The organism is Sphingobacterium sp. 2149 (assembly GCF_031455655.1).
Lineage (GTDB): Bacteria > Bacteroidota > Bacteroidia > Sphingobacteriales > Sphingobacteriaceae > Sphingobacterium.
Genome location: NZ_JAVDTD010000001.1, coordinates 389,910 through 407,379 on the forward strand (window position 1 = coordinate 389,910; position 17,470 = coordinate 407,379).

Annotated in this window: 11 protein-coding genes; 3 read left to right on the top strand and 8 right to left on the bottom strand. The window is 44.7% G+C overall.

The features are described from left to right. Window position 1: 1 nt before the first annotated feature. From J2X77_RS01615 to J2X77_RS01625, 3 genes are read left to right on the top strand one after another with little or no spacing between them, the layout of a single operon-like run. Window positions 2–937, top strand: a complete 936-nt coding sequence (locus J2X77_RS01615; protein WP_310078663.1) for a BT_3987 domain-containing protein — start codon at window positions 2–4, stop codon at window positions 935–937. 27 nt (window positions 938–964) lie between these two features. Next, window positions 965–2,104: a TlpA disulfide reductase family protein gene (locus J2X77_RS01620; RefSeq protein ID WP_310078664.1), complete on the top strand. Its 1,140-nt coding sequence runs from the start codon at window positions 965–967 to the stop codon at window positions 2,102–2,104. A 22-nt stretch (window positions 2,105–2,126) separates the two neighbouring features. Then, a complete protein-coding gene (locus tag J2X77_RS01625) occupies window positions 2,127–3,245 on the top strand; it encodes a TlpA disulfide reductase family protein (RefSeq protein WP_310078666.1) in 1,119 nt (372 codons plus the stop codon). A gap of 134 nt (window positions 3,246–3,379) precedes the next feature. Here the strand turns inward: J2X77_RS01625 and J2X77_RS01630 are convergent, their stop codons facing one another. The 8 genes from J2X77_RS01630 to J2X77_RS01665 all read right to left on the bottom strand — a co-directional run bounded on the left by J2X77_RS01630 (window position 3,380) and on the right by J2X77_RS01665 (window position 17,467). Beyond that, complete coding sequence (locus tag J2X77_RS01630; protein ID WP_310078668.1) at window positions 3,380–4,477, bottom strand: S41 family peptidase; 1,098 nt, start codon at window positions 4,475–4,477, stop codon at window positions 3,380–3,382. A 50-nt stretch (window positions 4,478–4,527) separates the two neighbouring features. Beyond that, on the bottom strand, window positions 4,528–6,885 hold the full coding sequence (locus J2X77_RS01635; RefSeq protein WP_310078670.1) for an ABC transporter permease: 2,358 nt from the start codon (window positions 6,883–6,885) through the stop codon (window positions 4,528–4,530). A gap of 302 nt (window positions 6,886–7,187) precedes the next feature. Beyond that, window positions 7,188–10,019: an insulinase family protein gene (locus J2X77_RS01640; RefSeq protein WP_310078672.1), complete on the bottom strand. Its 2,832-nt coding sequence runs from the start codon at window positions 10,017–10,019 to the stop codon at window positions 7,188–7,190. A 6-nt stretch (window positions 10,020–10,025) separates the two neighbouring features. Continuing rightward, window positions 10,026–11,369 carry a MutS-related protein gene (locus J2X77_RS01645; protein WP_310078673.1) on the bottom strand — a complete coding sequence of 448 codons (1,344 nt, stop codon included), beginning with the start codon at window positions 11,367–11,369 and terminating at the stop codon, window positions 10,026–10,028. Further along, window positions 11,366–12,703 (bottom strand): MutS-related protein, encoded by a 1,338-nt coding sequence (locus tag J2X77_RS01650; RefSeq protein WP_310078675.1) that lies wholly within the window; start codon window positions 12,701–12,703, stop codon window positions 11,366–11,368. The genes J2X77_RS01645 and J2X77_RS01650 overlap by 4 nt, the downstream gene beginning before the upstream one ends. Before the next feature lie 2 nt (window positions 12,704–12,705). Further along, window positions 12,706–15,003, bottom strand: a complete 2,298-nt coding sequence (locus tag J2X77_RS01655; protein ID WP_209579717.1) for a Gldg family protein — start codon at window positions 15,001–15,003, stop codon at window positions 12,706–12,708. Window positions 15,004–15,015: 12 nt separating this feature from the next. Then, window positions 15,016–15,960, bottom strand: a complete 945-nt coding sequence (locus J2X77_RS01660) for an ABC transporter ATP-binding protein (protein WP_209579718.1) — start codon at window positions 15,958–15,960, stop codon at window positions 15,016–15,018. A gap of 127 nt (window positions 15,961–16,087) precedes the next feature. Further along, window positions 16,088–17,467 (bottom strand): RagB/SusD family nutrient uptake outer membrane protein, encoded by a 1,380-nt coding sequence (locus J2X77_RS01665; protein ID WP_310078679.1) that lies wholly within the window; start codon window positions 17,465–17,467, stop codon window positions 16,088–16,090. Window positions 17,468–17,470 lie beyond the last annotated feature (3 nt).

Genomic DNA, 17,470 nt, shown 5'->3' on the forward strand with positions numbered 1-17,470 from the left:
TATGAAAAATTATTATATTACAGGCTACTTAATTGCTCTTTTGTTGGCGGCTTGCTCAAAAGAAGATGAGAGAGCTCCTTTGGCAGAAGGGGTGGTGACCTTTGATGTTCCACCAGAGAGAGACAGTATTCAGTTGCCGATATCGCTGGAGGCCGATACGATCATTCAGCTTAATCTGAGGGCGGCAATGGCCACAGGAACCTCCAACAGCAATCATTGGGTAGAGTTTGCCGTCGACACTGCAAAGCTCAGCATTTACCGTATGAAGTATGGTTCGGCATTGCTAATGCCGCCCAGTTCGTATTTTTTTTACAAGCCGCAGGTACACCTGCAAGCTGGACAAACGAAGTCTGAGGCTGCTGAGATCAATATTATCGGGCAAACGAAGTTGCTAGAATACAGTACCTATGTGCTTCCCATAGTCATTCGATCAGTTGATGGCTTACTGGAAGGCCCTGCCAGCAGTAAAGTATTGTATTATGTGCTTAAAACCGGCAAGCCATTGTTGATCAGTAAAATCGGCTGGACAATAGGCGAAGTATCTTCCACCTTGAATGCCTTTGCCGCAAGTAACGTTATAGATGATAATAAAACGGGTACCTACTGGGCAAGCGATATTACCGAGTCGATGCCACAATGGATTACCCTTAATTTTAATCGTGATGTAACGTTTTCGGCCGTAAGTTATGCATTGCCCACCCAGTTGAATTATCCTGCACAAGGCGGTTATCCAACTTCGATACAGATCGAAACAAGTATGGATGGGATAAATTGGGTGAATAAAGGAACCTTTTCCGGAGACATTGTCAACAATAGGCAAACACTGGACATAGGAATCACTACGGCAAGGCACCTTCGCTTCACTGCACTATCGTCTGTCAAATATTCATCAACGTATTCCACAATATTTATCAGTGATATATCATTGGTTCCTTAAACTTAAAATCAATAAATCATATAAAAAATGAAGATCATTAAATTTTTAATCGTATTTGCCTTGTTTGCCCCCTGGACGCTGATGGCTCAAAACGGCTTTTTATTACAAGGTAAATTAAATCCGTCAATAACTTCGGCAAAAGTGTATCTGAGCTATTACAAAGATGGCAATGAGCTGAAAGATTCGACGATGTTAAAGAAAGGGCAATTCACCTTCAAAGGGAATGTTGAAAATCCCCTCTTTGCAATTTTAATGTTGCGAAACACCGATTCAAAGGGTAATATGGCCAAACCTGATGAATACCTGTATTTTTATCTTGAAAATGCCAAGATTACTGTCGAATCGGCTTCTTCATTTGATGAAGCTCGGATCAGTGGCTCGAGAAGCAATGCCGAAAACGAGGTTCTTATTGGCTTGCGTGCACCCTATCGAAAGGTTGCAGATTCCATAAAACAGGTGTTTTACAGCTGGACACCGGAGCAGAAAAAGGATACATTATTGACCAAGCCTCTTGGCAAGGTTATGAAAGAAACGCAAATTGGATACGACAGCGTCAGCCGGATCTTTATTGCCGAGTATCCAAATTCTTTCATCGCATTGTATACTTTTAATGAGGTGGAATTAGGATACAATTTTAATCCAGACACGGCGGAGCGCAGGTTTGCTCATTTTAGTCCTGAGCTCCGGCAATCGAAATTGGGCCAGCAATTGCTCAGTATAATCGATAAGGGAAAAAAAACAAATATTGGTGCACAAGCCATGGATTTTGTGCAGCCCGATTCCTCCGGGAGATTGGTGAAACTAGCTGATTTTAGGGGACAGTACGTGCTGGTCGATTTTTGGGCGTCGTGGTGCACCCCCTGTCGTGCAGAAAACCCTAACCTGCTAAAGGCATATAATAAATTTAAAAGTAAAAAATTTACGATTCTAGGTGTTTCTTTGGATGACCCGAATGCACGCAAAGCCTGGCTTCATGCGGTAGCGCAGGATGGCATGCCCTGGACACAGGTATCTGAACTAAAAGGTTTTAAAAGTCAAGCTGCAGTAGATTACGGCGTACAGGCTATTCCGACAAATTATCTGATTTCTCCAGAGGGGGTAATCCTTGCCAAAAATCTGCGTGGCGAGGATCTGGATAAAAAGCTGGGCGAAATTTTGGGATTTTAGTTAAATGATAAATAGAGAAAAAATGAAAAATATTTTTAGAATTGTATGTTTGGCTCTGGCTTTCCTGCCGATAGGCTTGATGGCACAACGCGGTTTTACAGTAAGCGGCGAAGTACTTAACCTGCGATCGCCCGCGAAGGCTTATTTGCTCATGGTGGAAAATGAACGTTATAGGAGCAAAGATTCGGTGGATGTGGTCAATGGAAGATTTCGATTTACCGGAAAAGTAGACCAGCCAGAAAGGGCGATGGTATCGGTTGTTCGCAACACAGCTCTGAAATCTAGCTCAGATAACGATTACATTGCTTTTTTTATTGAAAACTCAGCTATCACCCTGAAAGCACAGGATTCCATTAAACATGCCCGTGTAGAAGGATCGGTGGCCGAAGATGAAAGCAAGGAAATTGAAGATGCCATAAAACCATTAAGTGAAAAAATTATCCAACTGAATAACAAATTTGCAGGTAAAACTAAAGATGAGGCGTGGCATAGGGCATCGGATAGTGTAGCCCGACTTGTTAAGGAGATAAAACAGATAAGGACTGACTTTGTACGCAAGCATTTTAATACGTATATGGGCTTGGACGTTTTTTACTATAATCTTCTGTTCGGAAGATTTAATCCCGAGGAGATGGAACCCTTGTTTCAGCAGTTTTCCAGCTCCTTGCGTGCGTCTAAGCTGGGGGTGTTGGCCCAGCAACAGATCATAGCCACCAAACGGGGACAGGTAGGCGTAAAAGCAACTTATTTTAAACAGATGGATCTACAGAGTAAGCTTTTTGATCTTGCTTCATTACGCGGTAAATATGTGCTGATCGATTTTTGGGCTAGCTGGTGTGCACCTTGTAGGGCGGAGAATCCACATCTGATCAAAGCCTATGCGGAGCTGAAAGACAAAAACTTTGAAATTGTAGGTGTCTCCCTGGATAGTAATAAGGATGTCTGGGAACATGCGGTGAAACAGGATGGTTTACCGTGGATACATGTCTGTGATTTAAAAGGATGGAAAAATGAGGCCGCTGTTTTGTATGGTATCAGTTCTGTCCCGCAGAATTTTTTGCTCGATCCTAATGGTGTCATTATTGGTAGTAACCTAAGGGGGGAAGATGTCGCCGACAAAATAAGTAAGCTGATCAAATAAAAGGATTAACCCTATGAGGGCGGGAATTTTCCGTCCTCATAGGGTTTTCATACTCACACCAGAAGGCATATTCAACATTGATGAGGCTTTTAGCTATTGGGTGCATGCCAAGCGCGCAGAGCAGAAATAGCATATCATTTCCCATTAAGGTGATCGCTCACAAAATTTATCCATTCGTTTGCATCAATGGTCTTATCAATAAATACGTCGGGCCGTAATCCAATGTCGTCTACAGGGAATTCTGGAATACGGAAACTTTTAGATAAGCCATAGTACAGTTCAATATCCCCACAGGGTGATGTCACAATATTGACGTTAGAGATATCGAGCATTCCTTTGGTTGTTCGACCATACAATTTTACCTTTTTACTTTGCATGGCGGACAATAAAAATTGCTCCGTTGTGCTCCCGTTATTTTCATTGATGAGGATCCCGATGTTTTTGGGATAAGGGTAGGCCGTATCCTGCTTGGTGATGTTAACTTTTTTATCGAACAAATCAATATACTCGCCTTTATGTGCCGCCAACTTCTCGTAGTATTTTTTGAATGTCTGCTTCGATTCTTCATCAAAATCGGGGTTTTGGCTTAGTTCCAGCATACGTTGATTGTTTAAGTCGGTCGAATAAAACAAGGCACCGACTGTTCTTATCGGTTGCGTGTACAGCAACGGAATCAAGCTGCTGTAGCTCGCATCGCTTCCCCCTGGATTATTTCTAACGTCAATAATAAAATTTTCGGTCGATAAGATGATCTTCCGGTTGGCTAATATCACGCTGTCGATCGCATCCTTTTCGGTTATTTCAAAATCTGGAACCCGAATGTAAGCAGTGCTTTCATTGATTTTTTCGAAAAATGGTTTTGTGGCGTTCAGCGGATTTTGGACCTCTCCAATAGGCTGCTCGGTTTTTTTTGTAGCCTGATTATTAACTTCCGTTGTTTTTCCAACATAATTTACGCCGATATGTCCATTACGAAAGAAACGGACCCACTGATTGAGCAGTCGGGCACACTCCTGATTGTTGGGCAATTTTTTAACTTTTTCAAGATACAGGGCATTGTGTAAAGCATAGGCATCCAGTCCCCTTTTGCTGATGATGTATTGAAAGCCAGCATCATTCTCTTCAAACGTTTTTTTTACCCACAAAAAATTGGATTCACAAGTGCAGTTTTGAGCAAAGTTCAAAATCGGTAAACTTACAAGTATCCATAAAAATAGCACGCTTATTTTCATTGCTTTAGCAGAAATATTAATAATTGTTCGTCACACAAATATAAATGATTTTACTCGTCTCTCAAACTGACAACCGGATTGATGAGGGCTGCTTTGATCGCGTGATAACTGATGGTGAGTAATGCTATTAGCAGCGCGCCCATTCCCGCAGTAACAAAGATGTCCCAGGTGATAGTAATGCGATAAGTATATTCGCTGAGGAGGTCATCGGCAATATAATAGGCGATCGGAAAGGCGACTAAACAGGACAAAAGAATTAACAGGACAAATTCTTGAGATAGCATACGCATAATCTTAAAAATAGAAGCGCCCAATACTTTATGGATACCAATTTCTTTGGTCCTGCTCTCAGCCATGTAAGCTGTCAGACCATATAAACCGAGACACGAAATAAAAATGGTCAACAGTGAAAATAGCGTTGAAAGTGTGCCCAATTGTTGAAAATCTTTAAATTTTTCGGCGTACTTGCTGTCTACAAAAGAATATTCAAAGGGGTAGTCGGGATTATACTCTTTAAAGATCTTCTCCATTGCCGCAAGCGCATCGGACGTGGACAGATGATCATGGATGCGGATATTGGTAACATGCGTGCCTGCAGAAGCTCCCTGGATGACCAGTGGACTAATAGGGCTGAAGGGCGATTCCTGAATAAAATCCTTCACTATCCCTACGATGTGCCAATGACTACCATCGACAACTGTTTTGCCGATTGGATCGTCAAAGTTAAATATTTTGGCAGCTGATTCATTGATGATCATAGCAGTAGAGTCTGTAGGAAATTTTGTCAAATCAAAATCGCGTCCGGCAACTAACTGCAGCTCTGCCGTGTTGACCAGGTTTTCGTCGGCTCCCATTCGGGCAAAAATGGTATTATTATCTTTGGGCTTACCCTGCCATTCCATGTAGTTGAAGCTCATCGCCTGTGTTAGCGGGGAGGAGGTTCTGGATACCTGCTTGGCGATTCCCGAAGAAAGTAATCTGTTTTTTATCAGTAATCTGTTTTTGCTGATTTCTCCTTGATCGATAATACTGACCAGGCTTTCCTTGTTATAGCCGATTGCTCTATTTTGAGCATATTTTATTTGTCGATGAATGGATAATGTGGTGATGATAAGAATGATTGCAATGCAAAATTGGGAAATAACCAGGATTTTACGCGGATTGAATTTCTGTTGAATAGCAAGAAATTTGCGTTTCAACACTTTTGTTGGGAGGAAGGAAGAAAGATAAAATGCTGGGTAGCTTCCTGAAAGAAGTCCCGCAACTAAAATAAATCCTGCAAACATCGCCCAGAAAGTAAGATCGTCAAACGGGATAGCAAGCTTTCTCAAGACCAATTCATTAAAATAGGGAAGCACTACTAAAGTAATTAACAGAGAGAATAGGCCTGCAATGCATGAGATTACCATAGATTCTGTGAGGAACTGCCCGATCAGCCATTTTTTATTTGCACCCACGACTTTTCGGACCCCCACTTCCTTCGCTCTTTTTTCACTCTGTGCCGTACTTAAATTCATAAAATTAATGCAGGCAATGATCAGGATCAAACAGGCAATGGCAATAAATGAACGAACCAGCACAATGCGTGGCGAGGTTGGCTTTCCCTTCTCGGTAAAACTGCTGTATAGCCACTTATCGCCAATAGGTTGAATAAAATTGACAGCTTTGGTGTCTGTGTGCTTTCTCAGGAAATATTTAATATTCTTTTGGAACTGATCGACGTTTACATTTTTATTCAGCTTAATGTAGGTCTGAATGGAATTATTTCCCCAATAATCATCTGAATAGCCTATCTTCTCCATTAATGTCCAAGGGACCAGATAGGTGCTTCCTTTCATAAACGAATGGTCTGGAATGTCTTCAATGATGGCAGACACCGTTGAGACTTGGGTGCTGTCCAATCGGATTGTCTGGTTGATAGGGTTTGAATGCCCAAATAATCTTTCCGCCAAAGATTTTGTCAAGACAATCTGATTGGGATTTTTTAATGCCTCGAGCGGATTGCCCGCGATCACTTGATAATCAAATATTTTTAAGAATGTGCTATCGACGAAAACACCGGGTTCTTTCGCGAGTTTGGTTTCTTGATGGGTTAACAGAAATCCAGTGCCCTTATCCACTCGTGTAATGGTATGTATTTCTGGAAAGTCAGTTTTTAAAGCCCGAGCCATCGGTTTAGGGGTATAAAAATGCTCTACGGCTTCACCTTCCCACACATCGTTCATCCCTACAGCATAGATCTGATCGTTGTTGGTATAAAATCGGTCAAAGCTAAATTCGCTCTTTACCCATAGCATGATCAGCAGTGCAGCAGTCATTCCAGAAGCTAGTCCGATACTATTTATTGCGGTAAAACCACTATTCTTTGAAAGATGGCGAAAGGCAATTTTGAGATAATTTGAAAGCATAATAACGTGTTGTGTATTTATGCTAACCAATTTATCTGCCAATATTTCAATGCGCTGTAAATGAGGTGTTCATATCGGTTTTGAATAGAGGACTTGTTCGGACGCGAACGGTATTTGTTCGAAAATGGACAGTTCGAATACAAATCTCAGGGCGGTACCAGCAGTAGGGTAGTATGCTGATGGCTTATGCGGATAACAAGCGGATAAGTTAACCCCCATGGTATAATAAAGCCGTTTGAGATTTCTCAAACGGCTCTCTGTCACCTTACGATGACTGATATAATGAAACAAACAACAGCGAATTATTGCTCAGGATAAAGTGTAAACTGAAACAGATGGCTTGGCTCCAGGTATTTCTGCGCGAGTTCTTGCACCTTTGCGGGAGTAATCGACTTTATTTGCTCACGCTCATTAAAAATACGCGCCGCATCAAGCTGATCAATGGAACTGCTCAATAGGTATGACAACCAAAAACCATTGTATTGCAGCTGCTGACTGCTACTCAGCAGTTTTTCGGCAATGTATTTATCAATATCTTCCTGCGATGGCCCATGTTTACGGATCAGTTCAATCTCTTCGAGGGCGGCGGCCACAAGTTTATCCACTTGTCCGGGGGCCGTAGTGAAAGATATATTCATACCAAACCGCTTTCGTGGATTCTTCGCAAGGGAAGGAGATACGCTGATGGAATAAATACCGCCTTCTTTTTCCCGTAGTCGTTCGGTCAGTTTGATGGTTAGGCTGCTTGATAAGGCGTCCATCAACAGATTATTGAATTCGCTATAATCTTCGTAAGTACCGAGATAGGCCATTGCCACGGTGGACTTCTCTTCTTTTCCCTTATGAATGGAGCGTTGCATACCCACCTTTGGCGGATAAACGCCGTTGTCTACAAAGGATTCTTTGCGTTGGATGCTGGGCAAGGTGGCCAAATATTGCTTGATATAGGGATCTATAAAAGCACGGTCAAAATTGCCGACGATCACAAATGTGAAATCTGAAGCATCCGCAAATCGGTCTTTATAGATTTCAAAAGAGCGGTCAAAGTCAATCTCCTCGATTTTTTTTAAGGTGGGGGCATTCTTACGTGGATCGTTGTTGTACAAAACGGCAGCAATAGAATCGCTAAAGAAGGTACTGGCCTGCTGCTGCCTGTTTTTGAGAGACAACTTGGTTTTTTCGAGATTGGTCTTATTAATTTCCCGATCTAAACGCGGCACGGTGAAATAACCGTACACGAGCTCAAATGCGGTCTGTAGATCTTCACGGTTAGCTTGTGCTTTAATGCCTTCGCCGATTTCATTGATAAAAGGGCTGGCCGTGGCATTCTTGCCATTGAGGTAGCGCGAGAGCTGAAGTGAATTAAAAGGACCTAGTCCGCTGTTGGTAACGATAGCGACAGCATTGGTTGCGGACTGAAAATCTTTAAGTGCATACTGGGAATATCCGCCAGGACTATAAGAGGTCAACAGGATTTCATCGTTTTTTAAATTGGTAGGCTTGAGGATAACCTTGGCGCCATTGCTGAGCAAAAGCGTCTGCGTGCCTACTTTCTGATCATCCTGTTCGCTGACAATCTGTCCAGGCTGTGGTAAAGTGGGTAATAATTGTTCTGCAAGTTGTTCTTCTTGATAGGCGCTTACCTCCTGTTTTGATGCGTTGACGATCCAGTCATTCAATGTAGACTCGTTGGGCACTACCTTAACATCGTCATTATAAACCAACACCATGTCGCGATTCTGATGACCTTCGAATTCTTTACCATAGGTCAGGATATCGTTCATACGGATTTCCTCCAGTGCATTGAGCAGGATAGGCTGCAGAAATTGGAAAGAAGGAGCGGGATCTCCTTTGAGGTAGTAGGCCAGAATCTGATCCATAAAGGATTTGGAGTCTGTTTTGTCGTATTCTTTGAGGCTCTGTATCAGCATGCTGCGGTAGTCGGACTTCAACCGATCGACTTCATCGTTGGTAAAACCGTGTTTGGCAATCTGGGCCAGTGTGTAATATACGGCATTGATACTGGATTGCAGACTATCGGGCTTCGGTGTAATCTGGATGCCGTTGGTTTCGATATTGCCCACAAGTGCACTGTTGCTTAGCGATGCTGCCAGATAGGGTGTCGCCGATTTCCGCGTTTGTTCGGCAAGACGCATATTACAGAGCTGAATAAAGAAATCTTTAGCCAATGCGTTTTTATAGTCGCTTAGTTGCCTCGTTTTCCGTGCTTCTTGTTTATATAAAATCTGCAGGGAGCTTTGCGTGACTTCGGGATCGGTAAAGGCTAAAAATTGGTTCTTGCCGGTTAGCGCAATTGGATAGCTTTTGGATCGTGGGGCGTTCTTTGGATTTTTTAATCCGGAAAATTGAGCGACAATCTCTTTTTCGATTGCATTGACGTCGATATCGCCTACGACGATTAGCGCCTGTAGTTCGGGACGGTACCAGTCTTTATGAAACTGCCGGATCTCTTGGTGCTTGAAATTGTTGAGCACTTCATCGGTTCCGATTGGCATACGGAATGCATAACGCGATTGATTCGTCAATAAAGGAAACGTTTTTTCCTGTAGGCGGTGCGAAAGACCACCGCGCTGCCGTTTCTCCTCAAGAATGACACCGCGCTCCTGATCAATTTCGTCATCTTCAAGTAAAGCACCATTCGCCCAGTCGCGCATGATCAGGATACCTTGGCGCAAAAGTACCGGGTCTGTGGTCGGTAAAGGCAATTGATATACGGTCTCTTCGAAGCCTGTATAAGCATTGAGGTCAGCACCAAAGCGTATTCCTGATTTTTGTAAGTAGTCTACAAGGTTATTCTTTGGAAAATGGGTTGTCCCATTGAAGTTCATATGTTCCAAAAAGTGGGCTAGTCCTTGCTGTTTGTCAGTTTCCTGTAGCGAGCCGACCTTGTTGGCCAGGTAAAAAAGCACGCGTTCTTTGGGCTCGCTGTTCCGCAGGATAAAATAGTGAAAACCGTTGGGCAGTTTTCCTACCTTAATAGCGGGGTCAAGGGGTATAGGCTTATTTAAACTGACGGAATTTACTGGCTTTGCTTTTTGGGCATAGCTGACTGTTGGTGCTGCTGCTCCAATGGATAGGGCCAGAAGTGTGAAAAATAGGGTGGTGTTTCGCATGTTTAACTATTTGCTGTTGTGTTCTAATAATTCAAGTACGTTTTCTTTTTGGATCAGTACCATACCATGTTTGTCACTGCTGATTCCTTGCGCCGAGCGATAAGCGTAGTAGGGCACTTGGCCGCGCATTTCGGTAGGCATATAGATAAACTGAACCGAACGATCTTCTTGCTGCAGCTGCTGGCCTACTTCAACAATGTGTGTAGAAATCAGATACTGGCAATTGTGGTGTTGCTGAAAGGCGCGTGTGACGGTAAGGGTGGCTTCAAAGGCATCCTTGACATTGGTACCTTTGAAGAGTTCATCAAAAATAACCACCATATTTTTACCTTGGTTGACATACTCGGCCACCTTTTTGACGCGGAGCACTTCCGCATAATAGTGGCTGTGTCCCATATCGATGTCGTCCGACACGTTGATGGAGCTATATAAACCATCTTTTACAGAAAATGACATGCGGTTGGCCGGTACCGGAAGGCCAATATGGGCAAGATAGATGGCGATGCCAAAGCTTTTCATGTAGGTGGATTTTCCAGCCATATTTGCCCCAGTCAGAAAGAGAAGATTCTGCTCTCCATCAAACGTGAGGTCATTGCCCACGGCGTTGGGAATAGTAGGATGGTAAACATTTTCAAGCAGAATATGTTGTCGTTCTGCTGCAAGTACTTCTGCCCTGACAAACCCTCTGGCGTTGGCCACAGAAGCAATGGACTGATAAAGATCGATGTGATAGATGGCTGAGAGACTCTGCTGAATTTCTTTGGACCACTTTTGCCGCAATTGATAATCACAGCTTGCCGCTAGACCAAGCGGGATGCTGTCCGCATAAGATTCGATTTTATGCTGTAGTTGCGATAGTTGGGTGTATTCCTCGCGCAGCCAGGCTTGATCAAAGATGCTTCCCCGAAGCAGCCCTACTTTGTCTTGCTGCTGAAGTTCGGATAGGTAACTGGCTAAATGCAGCATGATCCGAAGGGTGGCACGAATGCCGGATTCCAGGTATTTCTTTTCTTCTTTTAAACCCAGCGCGGCCAGCAGTTTGCGGCGGCCTGCATGGACGAGGGCCAAGGTAAAACGCTGTTCCGAATAACTATTGGTAAAATTTTGCACAATATCGAGATCATCGGGGTTGATCTGGAATGTCCGCTGCGAACTTCTGAAAAATGAAATCAGCGCTGCTTGTCTATCAATGGCCGCAGGGTCGGTAAAGGGCTGTAGGAATAGTTTTTCGAGCAGCAACTCCCCGCCAAAAGTCTCGGTCTTATTATAAAGTGAAAAGATGGAATCGCGTTTATATTTTCCGGAAATATTGAGATCCTGAAGTGTTTGTTTATCAATGATGAAACTCATGCGCCCTTTTGTTTTTGAGAAGTTAATAAATCAATGATGCCTTCGTTTTCTATGATGATCATGCCATGCCTATCTTCCGAAATCCCCTGTTGCAGCGCATAGCTGTAATGCGGTTTGCCTTGTACCATGTTTGTAGGTAGAAAAACAAATTTGATATCGGGATACGATTGCATCAGCTGCTCTCCGGCTTCGAGAATATGGGTGGATAGCACAAACTGACATCTGGGGTGATGGTATAGCCTTGAGACCACTTCAACCGTGCCCTCGAAGGCATCCTTAACATTGGTCCCTCGAAACATCTCATCGAAAATGACGAAGAGCCTGCGACCTTCAGCGAGCTGCTGCGCGACCTTTTTAATCCGTAAGACCTCGGCAAAAAAATGGCTATAGCCCATTGCAATATTGTCGGGGAGATTGATCGAGGTGAAAATTCCGTCCCGGGGACTGAATACCAAGCGTTTTGCGGGCACCGGGAAGCCGACATGGGCCAAGTACAGTGCAATACCCAAAGACTTCATAAAGGTAGACTTTCCAGCCATATTGGCTCCCGTCAGGAAGGTGATATTGTTTAAACGATCCATGTGGTGGTCGTTGCCTTTGGCATTCTTGACCAGTGGATGAAAAACACCTTCATAGATGAGGCGTTGATCCATACTGCTGTCGACTGTTGGAAGGACGAAACGCTGCTCATTGGCAACCTGGGCGACACTGAGGTAAACATCGAAGGTATAAATATCACGTAGGATAGCTAACAAAAGATCTTTTTCCTCAAAGCGGAGGATATTGTCGTACTGGATAACTGTCTCACGCTTTAGCGGCTCTTTTTCTTGAAGCAAAGGAATCTGCTCTAATCCACTGTTCTCAAATTTGAGCGCCCATTGCTTTAATTCTTCCTGGTAGCTACCTTCGGGGCCTGCGCTGGAATGGATAAGCGCTTTCCAGGCGTGCATAATTTTACTGCAGGCAATGATGCCGGCAACCACTTTTTTGTAATCGGTATCGCCACCAACAAATTGCTGAAAGCGTTCTTTTAAAGTCAGACTTCCTGTCCGCAGGCGGCTACGTTCATCGGCCATGTCCAAATAAAATAAAGCCTGGTCAAACCAGCTGGACTGGAAGGGAAATAGCATGGGCTGATCCATAAAATGCTGAATGGTAGCCGTACGTCTGCCAATGGCCTGCGCATCTGAAAGTGGATAGTTAAACCATTCTTCCAATATTTCGGCTCCGCCGGAGGTAGCCGTTTTGTTATAGAGGCCAAAGATGGATGCGGTACCCCTTGCTGCAAAAATCGATAGATCGTCCCGGGTCTGTTTGTCTATTAATAATCCCATAATTAACGCCCCCTTCTTCTGATCCAGATAATAAGACCGACGCTCAGCATACTCAGTGGTATAAGGTATTTGATCAGCAATTCAAAATAGGTCCAGCTGCTTTCGCCAATCCGTAGGCTTTTATCAATCGAATCGGGCAGACGCATATCCACGGGTACTTCGCCATCACTAAGCCAGGAGAAAGCTGCGCTGACGAGAGAAAAGTTGGATGCATTGACTTGATTGCGTTTGATGAAAAGCTCACTGTTGCTAATCCAGTCCGCATCTCCCGTAACCAGTATCTTCTGTTCTTTTTTACCGACTTTTCGGGAGAGTGCCACCACTGTGGGGCGGCTCCCTTCGCGCTCACCTGCGGCAATATTGAGAACGGGTCTGCTATCAATGAAATTGAGGTTGTCAAGCTCATTCCACGTACCGGTCGTATCCGAAACAAAAAGTACCTTGGATTGGAAAGGGGACTGCGGTGACACCAGGATACCGGCTGTACCTAACAGGGTGATAACCTCTTCGCGACGGGCCATCGGTTTGAGGTAATAGGAAAAGTCCTCACCGGCCTGGGTTGGTTTGAGTGTCAGCAGGTCTGGTTGCAAGGCTTCTTGCTTTTTGACCAGCACACCAGGTTCCAAGCTAACGCCCAATGGTGCGGCGATGCGGTTAAAAATAGCTTCCTGCCCCGGCTCTCCGGCAAGCATCATATTGCGGCCGCTGGCAATGTAAGCATGCAGGTTGGATAACTCCTGTTCGTTATAGGCCTGCCGCGGTTCGGCTATAATCAAGATGTTGATATTTTCCGGAACCGGCTTCGACAGGTCAAGCTCTTTAAAATCAAATCCTTGATTGATCATCGAATAACGGAATGCCTTTTCCTGGGTAATGGTTTTGTAACCACGATCTTGGGTAGAGTTGCTGTTGCGCTCGCCATGACCCGATACAAAGCCGACTACTGGTAGTTCATCCATCACCAAACGTTTGATAGCTGCGCTGATTTCTGATTCCATCGGTACGCGTTGCATGTCATCATAAACACGTAAAAAGGTTTTCCGCCCATTATCACGTTCCAGTACGCGGACAAACCGATAGTTTTCCGAAGAGAGGTCTACCCGTTTTTTGATGGCTTCATAGGGCAGGATCTCAAAATTCCATTTGTTGAATTTCCGCAGGGTGTCCAGTCGCTGTTCGGCATTGAGCTTTGGAAACTGTCGGTCGAGAATGGGATTGTCAGTCTGATGGTAGTAATACACGTATTCCATTTCTATTTCGGGCTTGAAACGGATGTATTTCTCAAACGAGCCCACATCGGTTTTATACGACGAGGGTAAGCCGATAAAACTGTTGCCATCGAGCATATTGACGTAAGTGGTGATCTTAAATCCACCGGTTAGTTTGTCCATGATCGCTTGGCTACTGGGGCGTAGCGTATTGCTTTTTCGGTAGGTGCTGTCGTAGTATAGCTTGATAAAGGGGAGTGTGGTCAGGTATCCGATGAAGAACACGGCCAGGGTGATGCCGCCAAATTTCAGTAGGTTTTTACCGGCCGACTGTTTCTTTCGGATAGCCTGAAGGCGGAAGATAGAGTAGCTGACAAAAAGAACGTTAACAAGTATAAAGTAAAGGATGTCTTCTGTTGTGATCAAACCTGCGATAAAGGTGTCGGCACGGCCGTTGATGGCCAGCCAGTAGGTAATTTCGCGCACAAAGGGGATGTCCTGCCAAAGGCCACGTGCAAAGTTCATCATGGCAAATACACAGAGTGTTCCGATAGCAGCCACAATATTATAGCTGGTCAATGAAGACATAAAAAGACCGACAGCAGCATAGGCAGACAACAATAGAAAAAGTCCGAGCAAGCCTGTCAGCATTGGGCCGATGTCTGCATGCACTACCGTACCCATGGTAAAAATAACGAGGATGGATACCGACAAAGTGAGGACAAGACCAAAAAGCAGCAGTGCAATATATTTGCCGAGAATAATCTGGCTGTTGGTAATGGGTGAGGAGTACAGTAATTTGATGGAACCACTGCTGTATTCGCGACTCATGATGCTCATGGTCAATAAGGGCATGTAGAGGTAGAGATAAGACTGTACTTTGGGATATATACCACCCCAGGCCGATGAAAATAGGCTTTCAGTGGTATTGATAAGGTCGATTTTCATGGACTGCAACTGCACCATCCCGGCATAGGAAGCAGAAAATAAGTAGCCTATCTGAAAGGTAAAGATCATCAGGACAAGCCAGGCAACAGGTGAGTAAAAGAGTACCTGCAGTTCTGTTTTTGCTATTTTTAATGTTGTTTTCATGGTTGGATTGAATTATACTTTTCTTCTTTTTCGAGTCATTTCGGCAAATACGGTCTCGAGCGAACTTTTTTCGGAATAGATCTCGATCAGATTCCATTTTTCCTGGACGCTTTTTTCTACCAAGGCTTCGACGAGTTCCTGGGTGTTGGTGGAGCGTATGCGAAACTTAATGTTGCCTAAAGGCTCCATGTCAACAAAACCCGGGAGCTGCTGAAATTCCTCCATGGATGGCGGAGATATTAGGCTGACAACAACACTATTGGGGGCAACTTGGTTGTCAAATTCTTCAAGTGAACCGGAGAATATCATGCGGCCCTCGTGGATCATCCAGATATGATCGCACAACGCCTGTACCTCTTGCAGGATATGTGTGGATAGCACAACGGTGCGTTCTGTTGCGATCTCTCGGATGAGGTGCCGGATGTCGAGGATCTGGTTGGGGTCAAGACCATTGGTCGGTTCATCCAGCACCACAAAATCAGGCTCATGAATGATCGCCTGGGCTATTCCTACCCGCTGCTGGTAGCCGCCAGACAGGTTTTTGAGCAGCCGATGGCGAAAATGGGCAATGCTGCATTTAGACAGCACACGTTCGATGGCAGCTGGGATTTTTTCGGGTGCCATTAGACGTAAATTTGCCGTGTGGATGAGATATTCCTCTACGGTCAACTCGGGAAGCAACGGTGGCTGTTGTGGTAGAAAACCAATATGTTTCTTTGCTTCTACCGGATGCTGTGCCATGCTGATGCCGCGGATAAAAACTTCACCGTGCGACTGATTTACTACTCCGCACATGATATTCATGGTCGTAGATTTTCCCGCTCCATTGGCTCCTAATAGGCCATAGATGCCATTTTTTTGAACTTCAAAATTAATGTCACGGATAGCCCATTGGACGTTGTATCGATGGGAAAGATCTACCACCTGAACAATGGGAGTGTCGTTTGCTGTGCTCATGTTATCGTTGATTTTGGTATGAGTAATCCCCGGACACGGTGTTTATGTTGCCATGCACACTGTGTCTGTTGCCTGCGGAAATACGTTGTACGTCCGCTAGCAGTGGGGATCATATATGATGTTGTTGTTACCTCGGATTCTGAATGATTTCAGGATTTAAAACAATGTATTTGGATGCAATAGGCAGGACATACCGATTGCTGTTGGGAGCCAGGGTAAATGACTCACCTTTGTACGTACGGGTCTGTGTATTGATAAACCCGGGTTCGGCGGCAAGGCGCTTCTGATCAAACCAGCGTAGACCCTTTCCCATCAGTTCTTTTCGCCGCTCGTTGATGACGATCTTGAGGATAGCCTGTTGATCCATCGCCTGGAGTGGCTTGTATGCGCGCTCTTCAAAGCGCTTGCTTCGGAGGGTGTTTAATACAGCTACCGCTTCTGCAAAACGGTCATTGTCGCGGGCCAGCGCCTCTGCTTTGATAAGCATCAGCTCCGGAAGCGTTGGGCCATTGGTCACTTTGCCGTTGGCCGAGATAATGCGGTGTTTATTGTACGCTTTGCCCTTGAAAGAGCTCCAGGTAAATACGCTACCGTCGACCGTAAAGAGGGTAGCACGAAGGTCGCCAGGTTCAAACAGCGCCAGTAACTCGGGATTTAAGGACAGGGTGGGGAATGAATTACGCAAGCTTTTTATAAAAATCTCTTCCGTATCATTTAGGATATTCGGATAGCTATTTGGTGTAGCTTTGTACTGTTTGAGATCGATCAGTTTATACGCTGGCTTGGCCAGTACAAGCTCTGCATAGTGCAGTGCTTTGCCATAGTCGCGCATCTGTAGATAAACGCGTGCCAGGATGGCTTCCGCGGCCGAGCGCGAGGCGAGCATATTAAAGTTCGCCTGCTCGGGAAGGTCAGGAATGGCCGAAGTGAGATCGTCAATAATCTGCCTATACACTGTTTCCACGGGTTTACGGTCTAGCTTGGCATATAGATCGGGACTTGTCAATAGCGGAATGCCAAGATCAGTATGGGCTGTTGAGGCATCGTACTGCTTCGCGTAGCTGTTGACCAGGTTAAAATAATTGAGCGCGCGATGTACCTTAGCCTGGCCCAAAATATTTCTCTTTTGGGCGTCTGTTCCGCCCTGACTGTCCATAATCTCTGTTGCAACTTGATTGAACAGATAAATTTGTTTGTACTGGTCTGCCCAGTCCGGATCTTCATTGTTGTCGCCAACAATGTCGCTTTTCCAGCTATAGGCATTGCCGTCGGTCAGAGAAAGCGTATTCAGATAAGCCTCGTCCGATCCATAGCTATCGTCGCTGGCCAGGACCGGCCAGTAATACGATCGCTCTACCGATGTGCTGTTATTCAGTAGGTTTTGATAGTCCTGTGTGTATTTAAGTTCACGTTTGCCGACCAGGTCTATCTCCACGAATTTACGGCAGGATGCCAGGCTGGAAACAAATATGGCGGCAAGGCCGAAGGTGATAATCTTGTGTTTCATGTT